General features: G+C 54.4%; 16 protein-coding genes and 1 tRNA gene. 9 read left to right on the top strand and 8 right to left on the bottom strand.

The genetic code is table 11. The features are described 5' to 3' along the window. Positions 1-53 precede the first annotated feature (53 nt). A complete protein-coding gene (locus tag F5984_RS17840) occupies positions 54-449 on the top strand; it encodes a hypothetical protein (RefSeq protein WP_152125587.1) in 396 nt (131 codons plus the stop codon). A 306-nt stretch (positions 450-755) separates the two neighbouring features. Beyond that, positions 756-2,435, top strand: a complete 1,680-nt coding sequence (locus F5984_RS17845) for a YceI family protein (protein WP_152125588.1) — start codon at positions 756-758, stop codon at positions 2,433-2,435. 147 nt (positions 2,436-2,582) lie between these two features. On the opposite strand, the gene F5984_RS17850 is transcribed toward F5984_RS17845, so the two are convergent. Beyond that, a tRNA-Asp gene (locus tag F5984_RS17850) sits at positions 2,583-2,656 on the bottom strand. A gap of 245 nt (positions 2,657-2,901) precedes the next feature. Here F5984_RS17850 and F5984_RS17855 point away from each other — a divergent pair. After that, positions 2,902-3,447, top strand: coding sequence for a PAS domain-containing protein (locus F5984_RS17855; protein WP_246169106.1), 546 nt, complete (start codon positions 2,902-2,904; stop codon positions 3,445-3,447). Between the two features lie 43 nt (positions 3,448-3,490). After that, positions 3,491-4,087, top strand: coding sequence for a hypothetical protein (locus F5984_RS17860; protein ID WP_152125589.1), 597 nt, complete (start codon positions 3,491-3,493; stop codon positions 4,085-4,087). Between the two features lie 68 nt (positions 4,088-4,155). On the opposite strand, the gene F5984_RS17865 is transcribed toward F5984_RS17860, so the two are convergent. Together F5984_RS17865 and F5984_RS17870 are read right to left on the bottom strand one after the other, a co-directional pair. After that, positions 4,156-4,344, bottom strand: a complete 189-nt coding sequence (locus F5984_RS17865) for a hypothetical protein (RefSeq protein WP_152125590.1) — start codon at positions 4,342-4,344, stop codon at positions 4,156-4,158. A 51-nt stretch (positions 4,345-4,395) separates the two neighbouring features. After that, a complete protein-coding gene (locus F5984_RS17870) occupies positions 4,396-9,138 on the bottom strand; it encodes a translocation/assembly module TamB domain-containing protein (RefSeq protein WP_152125591.1) in 4,743 nt (1,580 codons plus the stop codon). A 170-nt stretch (positions 9,139-9,308) separates the two neighbouring features. Between F5984_RS17870 and tsaD the strand changes: the two genes are divergently transcribed. From tsaD to F5984_RS17895, 5 genes are all read left to right on the top strand, one after another. Then, positions 9,309-10,307 carry a tRNA (adenosine(37)-N6)-threonylcarbamoyltransferase complex transferase subunit TsaD gene (gene tsaD, locus F5984_RS17875; RefSeq protein ID WP_152125592.1) on the top strand — a complete coding sequence of 333 codons (999 nt, stop codon included), beginning with the start codon at positions 9,309-9,311 and terminating at the stop codon, positions 10,305-10,307. 12 nt (positions 10,308-10,319) lie between these two features. Continuing rightward, positions 10,320-11,189, top strand: coding sequence for an MOSC domain-containing protein (locus F5984_RS17880; protein WP_152125593.1), 870 nt, complete (start codon positions 10,320-10,322; stop codon positions 11,187-11,189). A gap of 137 nt (positions 11,190-11,326) precedes the next feature. Further along, entirely contained in the window at positions 11,327-12,175 is an 849-nt protein-coding gene (locus tag F5984_RS17885) for a UbiA prenyltransferase family protein (RefSeq protein WP_152125595.1), read from the top strand. 78 nt (positions 12,176-12,253) lie between these two features. Next, on the top strand, positions 12,254-13,618 hold the full coding sequence (locus F5984_RS17890) for an Nramp family divalent metal transporter (protein WP_185155551.1): 1,365 nt from the start codon (positions 12,254-12,256) through the stop codon (positions 13,616-13,618). A 109-nt stretch (positions 13,619-13,727) separates the two neighbouring features. Further along, a complete protein-coding gene (locus tag F5984_RS17895; protein WP_246169108.1) occupies positions 13,728-14,741 on the top strand; it encodes a hypothetical protein in 1,014 nt (337 codons plus the stop codon). Between the two features lie 61 nt (positions 14,742-14,802). On the opposite strand, the gene F5984_RS17900 is transcribed toward F5984_RS17895, so the two are convergent. From F5984_RS17900 to F5984_RS17920, 5 genes are all read right to left on the bottom strand, one after another. Beyond that, positions 14,803-15,027: a VF530 family protein gene (locus F5984_RS17900; protein ID WP_152125596.1), complete on the bottom strand. Its 225-nt coding sequence runs from the start codon at positions 15,025-15,027 to the stop codon at positions 14,803-14,805. Positions 15,028-15,036: 9 nt separating this feature from the next. Further along, complete coding sequence (locus tag F5984_RS17905; protein ID WP_246169110.1) at positions 15,037-15,834, bottom strand: DUF3298 and DUF4163 domain-containing protein; 798 nt, start codon at positions 15,832-15,834, stop codon at positions 15,037-15,039. A 43-nt stretch (positions 15,835-15,877) separates the two neighbouring features. Continuing rightward, a complete protein-coding gene (locus tag F5984_RS17910) occupies positions 15,878-16,618 on the bottom strand; it encodes a LytR/AlgR family response regulator transcription factor (protein ID WP_019989839.1) in 741 nt (246 codons plus the stop codon). A 92-nt stretch (positions 16,619-16,710) separates the two neighbouring features. Continuing rightward, positions 16,711-17,748 (bottom strand): sensor histidine kinase, encoded by a 1,038-nt coding sequence (locus F5984_RS17915; RefSeq protein WP_152125598.1) that lies wholly within the window; start codon positions 17,746-17,748, stop codon positions 16,711-16,713. A gap of 305 nt (positions 17,749-18,053) precedes the next feature. Beyond that, entirely contained in the window at positions 18,054-18,689 is a 636-nt protein-coding gene (locus F5984_RS17920) for a histidine phosphatase family protein (protein WP_152125599.1), read from the bottom strand. Positions 18,690-18,813 lie beyond the last annotated feature (124 nt).

Raw genomic sequence — 18,813 nt, forward strand, 5'->3', positions numbered from 1 at the left:
TTAGAAAACCCCTTTTTTTATCTTAGTTGCCCAATTGCCCACTAACACGTTCGATGAGTACGATTAAACGATTGCGTTACACGCCCACCACGGAACTACAAAAAGCACTCGAACAGATAACCGATGAATTAGAACGACGGAGGAAGCAGGCGGAGAGTTTACCCGACGAGTTACTGATTCAGGATTTACCTATTCGGGCCAATACCCGGAGCACGCTGTTTCGGGCTTACAAGCAGAATACACAGGCCGGTTATTTGGTCGAAAAGACGCTGACGCTTCGGGAGCTGATGCTGCAACTCCCGCCCGGCTACTGGCTAAAATTCAAGGAGGAGTCGCCCCGGTTGTTTGATGAATTTCGCGATGCCCTGCGGCAGAAAAAGATTTACATCAATCAGGTCATCTCGATTGATATGACGTCGGTAAACGACGATGTGTTGGCTCAGTTGTAAGAAATATCGGTAACGAAAAGCGCAAGTTGGGACACCCCGGCTTGCGCTTTTTTCGTGTAGGACCACCCGAAAAGCGCCAAGGCTGACAACCCCATTTGGCGTTCCAGTACATTGTGCTTTACGTTTTTGGCGGTTTGCCCTGCCCCGGATGCTCAGGCCCTACAGCCTGTGTAAGTAACTTTTACGTTTCATTAACATTCTTTTGCTAGCCCTCCGACACATCTCAGCACAAAGCAGGTAGGTTTACAGTCCACCGCCGTTTCCGCCGGTGCGGTCCAAATTCGTTGATACCAAAAAGGGAAACCGATGAACTACTTCCGCCTATACGCTCTGCTCGTACTGTCTGTTTGGCTTACTTCCTGCGGACAAAACCAGCCAAATGAAACACAGGAGTCCATCAAGACCGAAATCAAAGACATAGGCCCCAACCTGATGGTTCGTAACATAAAAAAGGGCAGAGATGGCACCCTTTTGATGGCTGGCCCCAACAACGCATCCTTTGGGGATGTGTTTCGATACGATGCCCGCCTGCCCGATGAGCCGGGAAAATCGTTTACGAATCTTACCCGTAACCTGGGCCCGCACCGATTTGGGGATGTTCTGGAAGATCGGCGCGGCAACCTTTGGTTTACGTCTACTGATTCCGGTGTTTATTATGACAACGGCAAATCCATTCGACATTTCACTACCAGAGAGGGGCTCGCCAGTAATTCGGTCAGGTCTGTTTATGAAGATAAAGCCGGCATTATTTGGTTCGGTACTGAAGAGGGAATCAGTCGCTACGACGGGAAATCGTTTCGAAATTTCACCTCTCCGAACGCCCCGCTTTTCTACAAGGAAGGGCATTGGAATCATGATATCCATACAATCATTGAAGATAGAACCGGGAAATTGTGGGTTGGCACCCGGGGCGACGCCTTTGTGTATGACGGGAAAACGTTTACCACGCTGACCCATAAAGGCGAGCCTTTTCTCGACGTTTGGAGTATAATCGAAGATCGAAACGGCAACATTTGGCTCAGTGGCTATAATGGCTTTCGGGGAGGCCGTCGGCCCGGTGGCCTCTATCGCTACGACGGTCGTACGTTTACAAAGGTATCGGAGCGAGGGGCCTATGCCATTATCGAAGATAAAAAAGTAAACATCTGGACTACGGGTCCCGTAAACCCGGCTAATTGGACGGTTCAGGCACTTTCCCGGTACGAGGCCGCGTCTCTGAACAGCCCGAAGCCCATTGTAACTGAAATCAAGTCCGGGAAGGCGTTTTTTGGGCTTTCGGAAGCGAACGATGGCAGTATTTGGTTTGGCGACGCTAATGGGGTGTATCGGTACGACGGAACCACCATCACAGACTTTTACAATAAAGGAGGGAAGAAAAGATATAGCATTGATCCGAAGCAAAGTGTTATCGTCTGGAAAGGGTCTATGCTACTGGGTGGATGGGAAGGTACTACGTTTCTGGGGGATGGGACCCGTACGGGAAGCGTCGATCTAAAAAAAGGAGAGCTGACCATCGAATCGGATCGCCGAAGCGACCGTCGGCTGGTGGGCGGTGCCGTTGAGGTCGACATGACTACCATTCAGGAAACGATGGACGATCAACGTCCACGCAACCAGTTACCTCCCTTTTTTGATCTCAAGAAATTCCCCCTTTCTACGTTCGCCATTACGAAGGTTGAGCCAGCGAATGGGGGAAATGCAAATATTCCAACGGATGGAAGTATACGGGTCACAACGGAAGGAAATCTAAAAATTACCGGGAACCTAACCATTGAAGGGGTTACGAAGGCCGTTACTTTTTGGGCCACTATGCACTTTAAAGACGGAATGGACGGAATTGTCGAGCTAAATGGCGCGCTGACCATTGACCGAACGGAGTGGGGCATCGATTACGGATCAGAAAGACACTTTTATCGGTCTGGAAATGCAATTTCGAACGACGTCAAACTCTTTATGAAAATCGTAGCCAGGAAACAGATGAGATAATCTCTTTGGCTGATTGGTGCTGCCGATGATCGACTCCAAAAAATGACTTTTATCGATGATCGGCTTTGTGGCTCGGCGCGCGCTATTGGCTGAATGTTTCGGGAACAATAAAAAAGCCTCTCAGTTTGCACTGAGAGGCTTTTTGAGCGGTGCGGACGGGACTCGAACCCGCGACCCCCTGCGTGACAGGCAGGTATTCTAACCGACTGAACTACCGCACCATTTTTTTTGATTAAGTTTTCGTTGCCGTTGTCCTTAATCGTGGTGCAAAAGTAGTGCGCCGGGCTATTCGACGCAAGAGGGCGCTTGAAAAAAATTAAAAAAACTTTCTCCGAAAATGGCCAATACAGACGTTAAAGAAGGGTATGCGTTTGAAAACCACTTGATTATTTCCACGAAAAAAAATTGACAATGAACCCTATTCATCGTAGTTTTCGAATTGGTTCACCTCCTCTTACGCGATCTCATGAACGTCTCTGAATCATACGTCGAAATGCTGAACCGGTCGTTTCGGCCTTCTCAACAGGAAGGTTGTCGGCCGTTTCCGATTGCCAGCCTGGAAATAACCCTGTTAGATGAGGCTCAGCAGCGAGCCAAGGAACGGGAGAAAGTGTTGTTTGCCCGGCTGTGCCGCATTTTCGACTGGAAGCTCACCCGGCAGCAACGCCGGTACTACGCCCAAAGCTTGCAGGACGGCATGACCCTCGTGTTAACCGACCTCTCGAAAAGTATTCTCTGGACCAGCCACAGCTTCCTGACCCTGACCGGGTACACCATGGGCGAGGTGCTCGGCCGAACGCCCTCCCTCCTGCAAGGAAAAGACACGAACATGTCGCTGATGCGGAAAGTAGGCGATCAACTGCGCCATGCCCGACCCGTGAACATCACGACCCGTAATCACCGCAAAAACGGTGAGTCGTATCTGTGCCGGATTATGATCAACCCAATGCGCAATACCCAAGGGGACCTGACTCACTTTCTGGCCGTTGAATATGAAGTAGCAGACGCCTGATGCGCTTATCTGGATAAGTGGCTGATCCATATATACAGACGTTATGAAACTGAATGGAAAGTGTGTCGGGCTACAGTTGCTGGTCTGGCTTCTCTTTTTTTGCCAATCATACGCACAGCAAGGCAATCCGCCCCCTTGCTCTGACGTGCAGGAAATAAAGCTTGACACCGACCCGCTACGAAGGCGTATTTTGGCCGAATTCCTACAGGCTTGCGTCCGGAACAAAGAATTTTTGCCCAAATACGATAAGGGAATTATTCATCTACATCAGTATCAAAACGCACATGGGGAGGAGTGTTGGCTCCTTATACCTTTGATAGACGATAGCTACAAAGACAATCCACCAACCCGGTTTAGTGATTTCGATGGCGATATAATTTTAGTGTACGATGCTGATTCAGTCGGGTATCCTTACAAGACAACGGGTGATATAGCCGCACGCAACCGCTGTCTGGAGCAGATTATTGGTGATCGTGTATTTACCCGTCCTCCAAACCAAACACGTTGGACAAGCATGATAATACCCATTTCGAATAGAAGGAGAAAAGAGGGCACCCGTCGAAACCTGACTGGCAATGGCGGGGACATTATCATCATCTTCGATAAGAAAGGCGGTTACCGAAAATCAATTCCTGTCTGACAAGCAGCTTGCGCATTAGAAAAACGACCTCTCGGCTGATAACGTACCAGCCGAGAGGTCGTTTACAATCAGGCCTGTTCGTTGGCCTCGTCGGGTGTCATTTTTTCGGCATCATTGGCGCTGTCGCCGGCGGAGTTAATAGAGCCGATTGTTTCTGCTTGTGTGGTTTCGCCATCCATACCCTTGTTGCCGAGGGCCTCGCCCAGATTATCCAGATCAATGGAGCTTATTTGTGGGGCGTCTGCTTGTTCATTCATACCGTTGCGTGATTTGTGTTTACTGCTCAACCACCCGTCGGTCTGAATGTTTTACCGATCCAGCGCTGACTTCTCCGGCTGAACCGATACACTCCGCCGACCCGACGAAACCGGGTTTCGCGTTACTGGCATCGAGAGGCCCGGCAGCGGCTCGCCCGAAGGGTCAGCTTTGGGCGTCTGCTCGGCATCAGGTACTGATACGCCCGGGGAGGGTTTGCGGGAGCCGCCAAACAACCGGTTGAAGGTGCGGGTGTATTGCAGGCTAATGCCCCCGCCCGTGGTCAGGGTGCTGTTGGTTGTGGCCTGACTCAGCACGTTCTGCTGGTTGCGGTTGTACATCTTGGCCCGGAACCGACCATCGGGCGTTACCCAGTATTCGAGGGTCCACTCGCCGAGCAAACTGGCTGCGCTCGTTTGCGTTTGGCCCGCCCCGTTCTGACCGTACGTAAAGCCTCCGTCGCGGCTGATGCGGAACCTGTCGTTGAGAAATCGGTACGAGAACCTGAGTTGCAGGTTGTTCAGCAGGTTTTCGTTGTTGGTGTTGCTCGTAAATCCACCAAATGACACCCCTACGTCTAAGTTTTTGTCGATGTTCGAGGCAATGCGGCTGATCTGGTTCGAGAGTAGTTCGCCCACACTATTGGCAATGCCACTGTTTACGTTACCCTGATCGAACAGGCTGGAACCTTCGGGCAGCAGTTGGCTGAACAGCAGCACACTGCTCACCTGCCGGGTCAGCTCCTGCTCATTGGCCTGTAACCGGGCTTCAAACGCGGTGACAGCCTGCCGGAAATCCGACGAAGCCGGATACTCTTTGACCTCCAGATCGTACGTAACGGCGGGCGACTGCAACTCACCATCCAGATTAATAATCAGGTCGACGGGGTACCGCCGGTTACTATCGGGGTTGCGGCTCGCGCCCGACGAGGCCCCGTTGTACAGGCTAGTGAGCAGGGGTTGCAGGGAGGTGTATTGCGTGTAAGCGGCCGATACGTTGAGCAACGCCCGGTAGGGGTCGCCGGTCCAGGTGATGCGGCTGTTGGGCCGAATCTGGAACCGCTTGTTAATCACATTTTCGAACGTAAAAGTGTACTCGCCCTGCTGGATCTCGTAGTTGCCCGTCATGGAAAACGCTCCTTTCGTATCGATCTGCATGTTGATTCGGCCTGCCCCGTTCGACTTGATAATGTCGCCGGTTTGGCGGTCAAGCTGGATTTCGCAGTACGCATCGGGCGTAATATCGAAGTTGAAATCCATTTTGATGCCCGACAAATCGAGGGTCGGTTCGGCCTTGTCGATGTTAGCGAGTGCGTTGCTGGTGCTGACGGCCGTAGTCGAGACGGGCGTACGGTCGATAAACTGAACGAAATCGTCTTCGGCCGACGAGACCGAGGTAGCCTGATCGAGCGGAATGTAGATGCGGGTGCCTTTGTTGCTGGTCACATCGGCCCGAATAGTCAGGTTGTCGATGGGGCCGTACAGTTCCGCTTTCCCGGTGGCAAAGGCGGCTCCGTAAAACAGGTCGTTATCTTTGGCCGCAGTGTTCATGATCCGGAAATTGCGCAGGTCGGCATCGAACCGCAGCTGAAAATACCGAAACTGATCGTGGTACACCCCGCCCCGGAGGTTCATGATGTTACCGAGCGGGTCGCGCAGGGTGAGCCGACGGGCAATAATCTCACCATCACCGAAATACACCCGGTCGTCGAAGGTCGCTTCGGCTTTGAGGTAATCCATCGTCAGGCGACCCTTCTGCACATCCAACGCCCCTTTCAGAATGGGGGCTGTGGCTGGCCCGGTCAGGTCGATGGTGCCACTTGCCGTACCGCCAATGTTGGAAAACAGACCCTCGGTAAATGGTTCGAGCACGCGCAGGTCGGCATTGGTAAACACAGCTTTCAGGTCGAAAGCCTCATCGGTGTTGACCGGTGTATAACTGCCTCGCAAGGTGAGCGCGTCCACCCCGTCGCGGTTGAGCCGGGCGTCGATGTTGATGCGTTGGCCACTCGGGTCGTACACACCCAGTCCGTTAACATTACCAATCAGAAAATCGTCGTACCGCAGCCGATCTACAGTCAGGTTGCTTTCTACAATCGGGGTTTGGTACACGTTGCGGATCTTGGCGGTGCCGTCGAGGGTACCGGCCAGCCGGGTATTAAGGAGCGGGTTGAGGGTTTCGAGCAGGAAGTTATCGGCCTGAATCCGCAACACGGCGGCTGTATCGGTGCCAACCCGGCCCGAGGCCATCACGCGCTGATCGCTGTGCGAGAGCATTAGGTCGGTCAGGGTGTAATTGCGCCCTACTTTCCGTACCAGACCATCGGGGCTGACGGTCCAGGTGCTGTCGAGTACCCGAATGTTGGAGTTATGAAACATCAGATCGAGCGCGTTGCCGCTAAACCGGAGTTCCCCGTTCAGGTCGGCCCGGTTGGTGCTGTTTTGTTGCTGCACACTGCTCGAAAAGTCGATATGATCCACGTCCCAGGCGGCTTCGATCAACAGGTTTTCGGTCGGGGCAAGGCTACCCAGAGCTTGCTTTTGCGACGTAGCTACTACCGAGGCCAGTACTTCCTGATTATCAACAAACTTTGAGGTGGTCAGGTCCACTTCGCTCGCGCCGAGCCGGATGTCGCCAATCCGAAGTGAGTCAGTTTGAACATTAGCCGTGAGCAAGGCTGTCCGGTCGACGGAGAAGCGGCCTTCTACTGTGGTTCCCTGCGCTACCCGCACCGAAGGGAGGGCAAAATCGAGCAGGGGTTGCAGGTTACGGGTGGCAAATCGGTACTGAATATCGTACCGATCCGAGCTACCAATTTTGGCCCGGTTGAGCTTGCGGTAGTAGTAAGCCTGCCGGGTGTTGAGGTCGCCCGTAAAATACAGGGCGTACTCTTTGGCCAGTGTGGTCAGGTCGTTAACAGTTTGGTTGGGGAGGAAATTGCCCCGTAGCTCGGCCGTCAGAAAGTCCGAATCGACCGTGAGCAGGCGGCCGTTGGGCTGAATGGCCGACAGTACCTGTAGGGTGTCGATGTTGAGAGGCCGCCGGTTGAGTACCAGCATAGCGTTGCGGAAATTTGCCCGCCCTTCGAGCTGATCAATCGTGTTGCCGTCCATAATCACGTCCAGCTCGGTGCTGACCGTGAGGGTGTCGCTGGTGTAGCCCAGAGCACGCAGGTTGGCGTGCTGCACCGAGCCCCGGATGTCGAAATGATTACGGGGACTGCCGAGGTCACTCTCGCCGTCGAGGTCGAAGCTCAGGTTGGGGTCGCGCAGGCTCACCTGGCCGTGGAAAAAGGCTTTCTGAAGATTGCCGCGTACCGTAACGTTGCGGTAGTCGTAGCCCTGAAAGCCGAACCGGGTCAGCTTGCCGTCGATGTCGACGGAGGCTTTGGTGAGATCGAGGCCACCCCGGCCCGTGATGCGGCCTTGCCCGTCGAGTTGCCCAATCAGATCGGGCTGGTTGATGAGCTTGCCGAGTGCAAAATTTTCGCCCCGTAGGTTGGCGGTGTAGGTGGTTTGTGCTGACTGCTCGCCCAGCTTCAGCTTGAGGTCGCCCGTAACGTTGCCGAGAGCCGTACGGAAGGTACCAGCTGTTTTAAAATCGTCGAACAGCCCGGCAAATGTAGCCGCGAACGTTACGGTGCCCAGTTGCTGCACCACGTCGTTGAAGGCTTTGTCGGGGTAATACTGCCGAATATCGGCCATGTTCACCTCCGAAGGCGTAAAGTCAAAATCGGTGATGATGTTGTCGGTGCGGGGCAGATTTTTAAACCCAATATTGCCCGCCAACCGGCTCCGAAGGCCGGGCCCGAAGCGGAGATCGGTGCGCCGGAGCTTGAAATTGTCGACCGTGCCCACAAAGTCGGTGGTGAGGGCCCAGGTTTCGCGCAGGTTCCGCAGATACTCCGAAAAATACCCCAGATCGGCTGAAGTAACGAGGCTGTTGCGGAGCCGCCCGATCATGGTTACCTCCCGGTTAAAATCGCCAAACGCTGAGGGGCTATCGTACAGAAATACAATTTGTTCGCGCACCGTCGACTCGTTGATACGGGCGTACAAATCGTTCATTTCCATCTTTTTGGCGCACCACAAAAACTGCGTGTTCAGCTTGTGTACCCGCAATCGCGAATCGCGGTCGACGGTTTTAAGGTTGCTGATGTTGAGGGCGATGGTGTCGCCGAGGGCCAGAAAGTTGCGAACGTTGCCGTTGATGCGTTCGAGCCGGAAGTGGTAGTAGTCGAAGTATCGCTTGTCGTTCATCCGGGCCTGCCGGGGATCATCAAACTGAAACGACCCATCGGCCACGGTAGCCCGGCCAATGGTAAACGGCACATTGTTGTCGGGCTTTTTGGGCTGCGTGGTGTCGGCTGCGAGCAACTCGCCAATGCGGGCAATAAATTCGTCGATGTTGAGGTCGCCGGTGCGTGGGTTTTTCACCAGCCGCACATCGGGCTGGTACAGCAGCACCTCATCCAGATGAATGTTGTGGGCCGACGAGTCGATGAGGTTGCGCAGGTTGTAGTTCACTTCGAGCCGTTCTACGTCGATCATGGGGCGTTGTTGCCGGTCTTTCACGGTCACGCCTTCGAGCACCATCGAGTCGAACCATTTGATCGAAACGTGCTTAATGTCAATCGGGAACTGCATTTTGGCCGACACCCACCCGGCCAACTGACGCACGGCCTTCGTTTGTACTGCCGGAATCTGCAACCCAATCGCCACGGTCAATACCAAAGCCACTACCGCCATCAGGGCGTAGCCGATTGATTTGACAAGTATGGCGAAGAAATCACGCATTCGCTGAGGAAGCTGGGTGTCCGACCGATGGACTTTAGATAGATTTAACCCTCCTTTGTTTAATGGATATGCCTAAAAAAGGGGTGCTACTACACAAAACTACATTCTAAACGCGAAAGCGCCCATTGCTGGTGCGCAACCGATTGAACGGTAACTTGTATTTTTGTCCGGTGAATTTACTAGCAATCGAATCTTCCTGCGACGAGACGTCGGCGGCCGTTCTGGTAGACAACCAGATTCGCTCGAATGTTATTGCCGCACAACTGATCCACGAACAATACGGCGGTGTTGTTCCAGAACTGGCTTCGCGTGCCCACCAACAACACATTGTACCCGTGGTAGAGCGCGCACTTGCCGATGCAAAGATACCGAAAACTGCACTGGATGCCATTGCCTTTACGCGTGGGCCCGGTCTTTTGGGCTCGTTGCTGGTGGGAGCTTCGTTTGCCAAGGCGCTCGCCCTCGGGCTTAACATCCCGCTTATTGAGGTAAACCATATGCAGGCGCACGTATTGGCCCATTTTATCGGCGACTCCAACCCGGCGTTTCCGTTTTTATGCCTCACCGTGAGCGGTGGCCATACCCAGATTGTGCGGGTGCGGGCTCCGCTCGATATGGAAGTGATTGGCCAAACCCAGGACGATGCCGTGGGCGAAGCCTTCGATAAGTCGGCTAAATTGCTCAACCTGCCGTATCCGGGTGGGCCGCTCATCGACCGGTACGCCCGGCAGGGAAACCCACTGGCGTTTCGGTTTCCGCTCGCCGAAATGCCTGGTCTCGATTTTTCGTTCAGTGGTATCAAAACGGCTATCCTGTATTTTCTGCGCGATCAGATCAAAACCAACCCCCAGTTTATCGACCAAAACCTGCCCGACATTTGCGCCAGTATTCAGTACACGCTCGTGCAGATGCTGCTGACCAAGCTCAAACGGGCCGCCCGCGAAACCGGCATTCGTGATATTGCCATTGCGGGCGGGGTATCGGCCAATAGTGGGCTGCGGGAGGCTCTGCAAAAAACCGGCCAGGAATTGGGGTGGCGGGTGTTTATTCCGGCCTTTGAGTATTGTACCGATAATGCCGCTATGATTGCCATGGCGGCCAAGTTTAAATTTGACCAGTCGGACTTTGTGGGGCAGGACGTGAGCCCGTTGCCACGCATGAGTTTTTAACCCTTGGCGTGTATGAGACTTTCTCAACTGGTGCTGTACCCGGTGAAATCGCTGGCGGGTATTTCGGTGACCGAAGCGACGGTCGAAGAGCGGGGTTTCCGGCACGACCGCCGGTTTATGCTTGTAGAGCCGAAACTGGCCGACGGTATGCCAATTGGCCGGATGATGACCCAGCGGCAATATCCCAATATGGCCTTGCTGGACGTGGCTTTCGGACCCGACGAAACGCTCCAGATTAGCCACCGGCACCAACCGGGCTCGGTACTTACCGTGCCCCTGCACCCCGCTGCTGGCGCGGGTACTCTCTCGGTGCAGGTCTGGGACAGTGCCCCGTTTGATGGGCTGTTGGTAGGCCCCGAGGCCGACGCCTGGTTTAGTCAGATGCTCGGTACGGCGTGTCAACTGGTGTATATGCCCGATACGGTTACCCGGCCCGTTTCCTCAGGTTATCGGGTTCCGCGTCACCAGAGTCATCCACCGGCGGTTAGCTTTGCCGATGGGTTCCCGTATCTGGTGGCAAGTGCGGAGTCGCTGAACGAGCTGAACCGACGGCTGGCCGAGCCGGTCAGCATGAGCCGTTTTCGCCCTAATCTGGTGGTATCCGGCGCGGCTGGTCCGCACGATGAGGACGGCTGGGGGCATTTTCGGGTGGGAGATGTGTCGTTTTTTGGGGTGAAACCCTGTGTGCGCTGCACCATGACGACCATTGATCCCGAAACCGCGCAGAAAGGCAACGAACCCCTCCGAACGCTGGCTTTGTACCGGCAATTAGACCACAAGATTTTGTTTGGGCAAAACGCGGTGCTCCAGCCTGGTGCGGTTGGGGTGGTGCGGGTGGGCGATCTGGTCTCAGTAATTGAGCATCTGGAGGCCCGACTGTAGCGAGCCGGAGTATCCGCTCCGAATGAGGTACTATTTAATGAATAATGTACAGTGTAGAATGCGTAAAAAGTCTGATAGTCAACAAGATAAGTTGTTTTCAGTTGTGCATTATTCATTGTGCATTCACTTACAACCGATTGAGACCACTTTATACCTTTAATTATCTGAGCCTGCTCGTGGTTCTGGGGGCTGTGTTGTCGAACCGGATGGCGGCCCGGCTCTCCGACGTAGTGCCTATCCATTGGGCTACGTCGGTGGTGCTGGCATTGGTGGTCTGGATTATCTACACTGTCGATCGTCTGCTGGATGTCCGTAAGGCAAGTGGCCCGCAAACGCCCCGGCATACCTTTCACCGTACTCACGCTACCCGGCTGGGGCAGATGGTAGCGGGGGCGGCCCTGCTGGCGGGCATCCTGGTTTTTTTTCTGCCCAAGCCGGTCTGGAAATTCGGGCTGGTACTCGGCGGTATTTGTGCCGGCTATGTGCTGGCTGTGTTTCGGTTGCCGGCCCGGCATCCGGCCCTCCTGCTCAAAGAGCCGCTGGTCGCTATTCTATTCTCGGCGGGTGTGTGGGGGAGCGTGTGGGCGCAACGGGCGTCTATTTCGGCTGTGGAGTGGACCGAAGGACTCATGTTTACGGCCATTGCGTTTCAGAATCTGCTCCTGTTCGACCTATTCGAGCAAACGGAGCCCTACACAGGTGCGCGCCCGTACTCACTCGCTACGGCCTGGGGCTCGGTGGCCTGTGATCAAATTCTGCGCTGGCTCACGTTCGGGGTGGTGGCAGCTGCGTTTGGAATCTGCCTCATGGCCGACAACGGTAGCGTAGGGGGCGGCTTGCGGTTTGCGCAACGGTCGGCCCTGATGCTGGGCATTATGAGCGTGGTGCTGTACGTGATCCAACGGTATCCGGGCTACTACAGTAAGCATGAACGTTACCGCTGGCTCGGCGATGCCGTATTCTGGCTGCCTGCCCTTGTGCTGTAGGCGGGCGTTATCAACTCCAACGGACTGATCTGATTATGTAACAGCGAGTTTAGGCTTTACGGGTAAACGCCTACTCTCTTGATCGCCAATCAGCCATCCGACCTGTACACCCTCACGCCCGAACGCGTGCGCGAGGCTCCTCCTACGTTATTAAAAAGCCTGCGCCACCTCGGGCCCGGCTTCATCATGTCGGCCGCTATTGTGGGGTCGGGCGAACTGATTGCCACTACGGCGCTGGGGGCGAAAGCCGGTTTTATTACGTTCTGGGTCATTCTGGTGAGTTGCTTCGTGAAGGTGGCCCTACAACTCGAATTTGGCAAAAACGCCATTTACACCGGGGTGCCCACCATGCAGTCGATGAACCGGTTGCCTGGCCCACGGCTGGGACGAGCCAACTGGACCATCTGGCTCTGGCTAAGTCTGCAAACGCTCAAGGTGTTGCAGGTGGGCGGTATTGTTGGGGGTGTGGCACTCGTGCTCCACATGGCCTGGCCGGCGCTACCGGTTTGGGTGTGGGCGGTGGTTTCGGCGGGGTCGGCGGCTGGTCTTATTGCCACCGGACGCTACGGCTGGGTCGAGTCGGGCTCGCTGGTGATGATTCTGCTGTTCACCAGTCTCATTCTGCTATCGTTGTTTTTGCTGCAACAAACGGATTTCGCCATCAGCGGGGCCGATCTGGCCAGTGGATTGTCGTTTTCGCTACCGCCCGAAACGGTAGGCGTAGCCCTGGCGGCTTTTGGAATCACGGGCGTCGGGGGCGACGAAATCATGTACTACAATTACTGGTGTATCGAAAAAGGATACGCAGCGTACACCGGCCCCCGCGACGATTCGGCGGAGTGGGCTGAGCGGGCTCGTGGCTGGATTCGGGTCATGACCTTCGACGCCCTTTGCTCTATGGTCGTGTACACCACCGTAACGGCTGCGTTTTACCTCTTGGGGGCCTCGTTGCTGCACGCGCAGGAGGGGCAGGTGCCCGAAGGCTACGCTATGGTCGAAACGTTGTCAAGGTTGTTTACAGCTACCCTCGGCGATGGCGCACGGGTAGCGTTTATGGTAGGGGCTTTCTTTGTCCTGTACTCGACTCTATTCACGGCTACGGCCAGTTGGTCGCGGATTTTTGCCGATGCCTTTGGCGAATTAGGCTGGCTGAACTTGACAAAGCCGCAGGCCCGGAGTCGGGCAGTAGCGCAGCTGTCGTGGGCGTTTCCGGCCCTGTGGTGCGTGTTATATCTGTTTATCAAACTGCCCGTGCTGATGATTCTGCTGGGCGGCATCGCCACCTCGGTGCTGTTGCTGGTGGTGGTCTGGGCGGCCCTTCAGTTTCGGTATCGGCAACTGCCACCAAGTTTACAGCCCTCGCGGGCCTACGACCTGTGGCTCTGGCTGAGTGTGCTGTCTATTCTGGGTGTTAGTGTTTATGGCGTATGGCAAATCCTATGAACGGAGTCGAAATAAAATGTATAATGCATAGTGTAGAATGAATAAACATAGGCTGATAATCAAATGGATAAATCGTTTTCATTGTGCATTTTTCATTCTGCATTCAGGTATGAATACTAAATATATCTTCCGAAAAGCCTGTTTGGGTCTTCTGCTGGGTTGGTCGTCGGTTAGCTTCGGTCAGATACCGCCCCTGAACATATCTATCATAGCAAAACCACCCACGACCAACGTGGTGGCTTTTTACGATGGTTACGATACCGGGGGCAACACGTCCGTCGCGTTCGATGGGGAGAATATCTATAAATGGTCGGGAACATCGCCCTACAAAGCCGAGCCGTGGGGGTATTTTACGCCCGATGGCCGCGAGGTGCCTTATATCAAACGGGATCGGGATCTGGGGCAAACCTTCACGTACACCGGCTCTGTCGCCAGGCAGTTGACCGCCGTCACGGTATCGACCGGATACGGAACCAACGTGGTACGGGCGGGCATGTATGGCCGACGGGTATCGATGCAACTGTTTGAAGTAACCGGCGAACCAACACGGCACACCAATGGCTCCGAAGGCGCAACGAACGCGCTTCATGGGTTTCCGCATAATCGGCCCGCCTTGCCTATTCCGCCCGAACGAGACGACTATCTGGTGGGCGAAGAATACAGGTCGCTGGGCGTGTTTTCGGGTGCTGTTTTCCCCGACAAAGTGGCCTTTGGCTTTGCTTCTGCCGACGTAGCCGTACCGCCTAATCACCCCAATCTGAAAGGTCGGTACTTGCGATTTGTGTTTACCGACGCTAAACCGATCTGGCTACAGCCGGGTAAACGTTATAGCTTTCTGGTGATGCTCGAACAGATTGGGCTCGATTGTGGCTTCACCTTAGCCAATCACTACTCAGGAACGTATGCAGCGGGTCACGCTATCCGGCGCGATGGCAACGGTCAGTTCCCGCCCGTCCCCGCCGATCCACGTCAGGATTTTACGCACCCCGCGAATGCCAAGGCACTCGCGTCGGCTCATTTTCCAACCGATCTTAGTCGGCGCGTTCAGATTCCGCCCGGTACCAATGGCTACCCAGACGTAGACACCTGGCGCGACCTTCTGTTTTACGTAGAAGCCCGGTAGGAAATCGAGTCCCCAATGCGTCGAGTCTCCAAGGCAAAGTTGGCTGATGAAGTTGGGGCAGTTACCGGCGTCGGAGCATCCGAACGTACAGGTCTTCGACCTTTTGCCGGGCCCAGGGGGTTTTACGCAGAAACGTCAGGCTCGATTTAACGCTGGGGTTGCTCTGGAAGCAGTTGATTCGGATGCGGTCGCCAAGTTCCTCCCAGCCGTAATAGTCGACCAGCTCGTTCAGAATCGCTTCGAGGGTTTTGCCGTGCAGAGGGTTGTTGGGCTGTTGGGGCGTCATGGGCGTACACTATTTTTCTTTCCGCAAAATCGCTTTCAGCTGGGCATACGGCACCGTCAGCTCAATGGGCCCAACGGCGTAAGCCGCAATTTCGTAGGGATTGTACAGAAAAATAAGACCCTCGCGGCCAATACCAAACGTGCCGGGCAGGAAGAACTGCCCATCGCGCAGAAAGTAGCCAGCGGCTTCGAGGTCCCCATTGGCCGGAATTTCCTGCTGCCGCCGAAATGCCCGTTCTACCAGTGGGAGCAGGGCTGTTGTGTCGGTCACCACTTCGGTCAGCTTGAGGGCATGGCCGGTGCGCCGGTCGAAACTTTGCAGTGTGGTTTGGGTATTGGGGTGGGCACCGCCTGAGTACGTAAACGTGGCTTGCCGAACGGTCAGAATTTCGGGGCTGCTGTAAATCGAGTCACAGTGAATTTCGAGCTCCCAGCAGCCGCCAAACATACGGCCTTCCTCTCCCATCTGTCGGTAGCTCTCCCAAAAAAGAGAGGCCCCTTTGCTCAGGTCGGTACGGGCGGCTGGTGTCTGCGCCAACGCTGCACTATCGACCCAGTTAATGATGCCCGTAGCCACCATCGCCCGTAGGGAGTCGTTGATACTTCGGGTGGCGGGCGATGTACCAACCAGTTCAAAGTAATCAGCCGATACCTTGACCCCCCGGTTCTTAGCCGTGTCGCACCTGCCCTCGCCGGTGTATTCGTAGGTGATAGGTTTGAGGGTGGTTGTCGACAGATCGTCCGATTGGTTACAGCACCAAAGGGTTGTTAGCAGGCCAAAAATGAAACCGAAAGTAGGGATGCGCATGGACAGAAGCACTGGCGCGGCCAAACCGACCGCGCCAGTGTTCTTACAAACTTAGTAAATCCTTGAATCGAATAGCCTGTCGGCGGCTGATTTCAATTTTGTCACCTCCGCGTAAGGTCACCAGCAAACCCCCGCTAAACCAGGGTTCGATTTTCTCGATCCAGTTCAGGTTGATGATGTGCTTGCGATTGGCCCGGAAGAACGTAGCGGCATCGAGCCGGTCTTCAAGGGCATTCAATGACTTGAGTACGAGGGGTTTTTGGTCGTCGAAATAGAGCCGAACATAATTGCCCATCGACTCAAACAGCCGCACTTTGCCCAGTTTAACGAACCAGCATTTCTCGCCGTCTTTCACAAACACCTGATCGTTTTCGCCCAGAATTTTTGTGCCCGGCTCTGAGCTTGGTCGCGGAGCTTCAGTTGGGTGGCTCTGCAATTCTTCTTCAACCCGGTGAATAGCCTCCGTAAGCCGGTTCAGCTCAATGGGTTTGAGCAGGTAGTCGAGCGCGTTGAACTCAAACGCTTTGATCGCGTACTCGTCGTAGGCCGTTGTAAACACCACATCGGGGGCCTTGCCTTCGATAGCCTGTAGTAGCTCGAAGCCATTTTTGCCTGGCATCTGAATGTCCAGAAACAACAGGTCGGGCTGAAGGTCCTCGATCAGGGGCAGGGCTTCGTCAGCATTGGCCGCTTCACCCACAATGTCAATTTTGGGGAAGTTCTCAAGTAGTCGGCGCAACTCGTTCCGCGCTAAACGTTCGTCATCAACAATCAGGGTTCGCATGGTTGGTATTTGTCAGATAATCAAGTTTACAGGTTGCCCACTGCCCGGCAGGGCCCTTGTGCAGGCCATTTATCCACGGTCCAAAACCGGTTTTAGGCGGCCTGGGAGGTTATGTTTTTGGTGTCGTTCTTGCGGAAAATGGTGTCCGACTGGCTGGGAATAACGATCTCAGCGCACACAATATCTTCCTTTTCCTGCACGATGTGAAAACTGGCGGGCGAGCCGTACAGCAGATCGAGCCGCTGGGCGGTATTCTTCAGACCAAAGCCGTCCGAAGCTTCTTTGTCGCCCAACACGCCCGTGTTCCGAATCCGGATGTGCAGCAGATCGTGATCTTTGGCGTCGGCTTCGAGCCAGGAGGTAACCTCCACAAAACCACCGCCCACGGCTTTCTGAACGCCGTGTTTAATGGCATTCTCGACGAGGGTCTGAAGCATCATGGGGGGCACTTGCCAGTACAACGTTCGCGTATCGAGATCGATGTGGGCGTTGAGCCGGTCTTCATACCGAATCTTTTCCAGCGCCAGATAATCCTCCACCGTCTTGATTTCCTCGCGAAGCTCTACGGTTTTACGCCGGTCGGCGAGGAGTGAGTTACGCAGAATATTCGACAACTGCGTGATACCCTGTTGTGCCTTTGTGGGGTCTTCGTAGACCAGCGCCCGAATGCTGTTGAGGGCGTTGAAGATAAAGTGCGGGTTCATTTGCGAGCGCAACACTTTGGCTTCCGTTTCGCGAATGCTTGTTTTCAGCAGCAGTTTTTCGATCTCGGCATCGCGGGTGCGTTCTACGTAATGATAAGCCGTATAACTCAGCACCCAGGCAAACATGGTTTTGCCCCAGCTCATGAGATAGCCAAACAAAACAACCGGCTCATTAATAAAGAGTTCGGGGTAGAGCGTGCGGTCGAACGGCAGGTTCACGAACGTCATGATACTCGCCAGCACCAGCACGGACAGCAGCACGCGGGGGGCCAGCCGGAAAAACGGTAATCGAACCCAGTTCCAGCGTCGGATCACATGCCGGTAGGCGTGTGTCAGCGAAATACCCAATACGATGTTAGCTAATGCCAGATAGATTGTATCTGGGTTGTAGCCATCATCCAGCCAAAAGGCCAGCCACTCGATCATAATGACGAGTGTCCAGCCAAATATCTGGCAAAACCAATATATTTTATGTTTCGGATAACCCATCTCAGTTTGTCCCTTTTTCGGGTGTGTCCCTTTAAGGGTCAATAAGCGAAGATAGGACATCTACGCAAAAACCCCGGCAGAAAAGGACGAAAGGGAGGAAACGGGGAAGAAAGGAGAAAAGGGAGGAAGGGAGGAGGGGGATGAAAGGAGGAAGGGGAAAAGAAAAAAGGAGGAAGGAGGAAAGGAAAAAGGCCCTGAAGCCATTACACATTATGCATTACACATTATCCATTCCCCCTTTTCTATGCCATCACCAATGAAATAAGGTGGGCAGTGTTATTGGCCAGTTCGATGGTAAACTGCCCGGTTTCGTAGTCGTAATCCAGTTTGTACAGGCAGAGGTTGCTGTGCTCGTAATTGTCCATTTGCGATAGGGGCTCGTTCATGAGCCAGGAGAGCAGAATCCGCATAGCTCGTCCGTGCATGGCAACCAGCACCGGATTTTCGTCCTGCCGAGACAGAATCAGGTCGATCACCGGTTTTTGTCGATCCCGAACCTGCTCAGGGCTTTCGCCCCCTTCGGTTGAGCGGGCTGTGTTGCCCGAGGCCCAGCTTTCGGTCAGGTCACGATAGTATTCATCGTCGACATTGCCCGGCACTTTGCCCTCCATAATGCCCCAGCTGATTTCGTTGAGACCCGTATGGCGTTCGTACGGAATACCGAGATCAATAAACGGCTGGGTGGTCTGAAGGGTCCGTTTCAGGGCCGATATGTACACTTTGCTGAACGGAACGTGCTGGTAAGCCGCGAAAAAGGCTTGTGCCTGTGCGCGGCCCATATCATTCAAATCGGCGTCGACCCCACTACCCTGCACCACACCCCGGCGGTTGTAGTCTGTTTCGCCGTGCCGAATTATATAAATACTTTTATGTCCCAAGCGCCCGTCAGTAGTTTATAGCGTGTGGTTCTGGGGACCATCGTTCTCGTAATGAAAAAGAGAGATTTGATGCCCAAAACCATACACTTAATGGTCAATAAGGGTGCAAAATTACATAAAACCA

Source organism: Rudanella paleaurantiibacter, assembly GCF_009184635.1.
Lineage (GTDB): Bacteria > Bacteroidota > Bacteroidia > Cytophagales > Spirosomataceae > Rudanella > Rudanella paleaurantiibacter.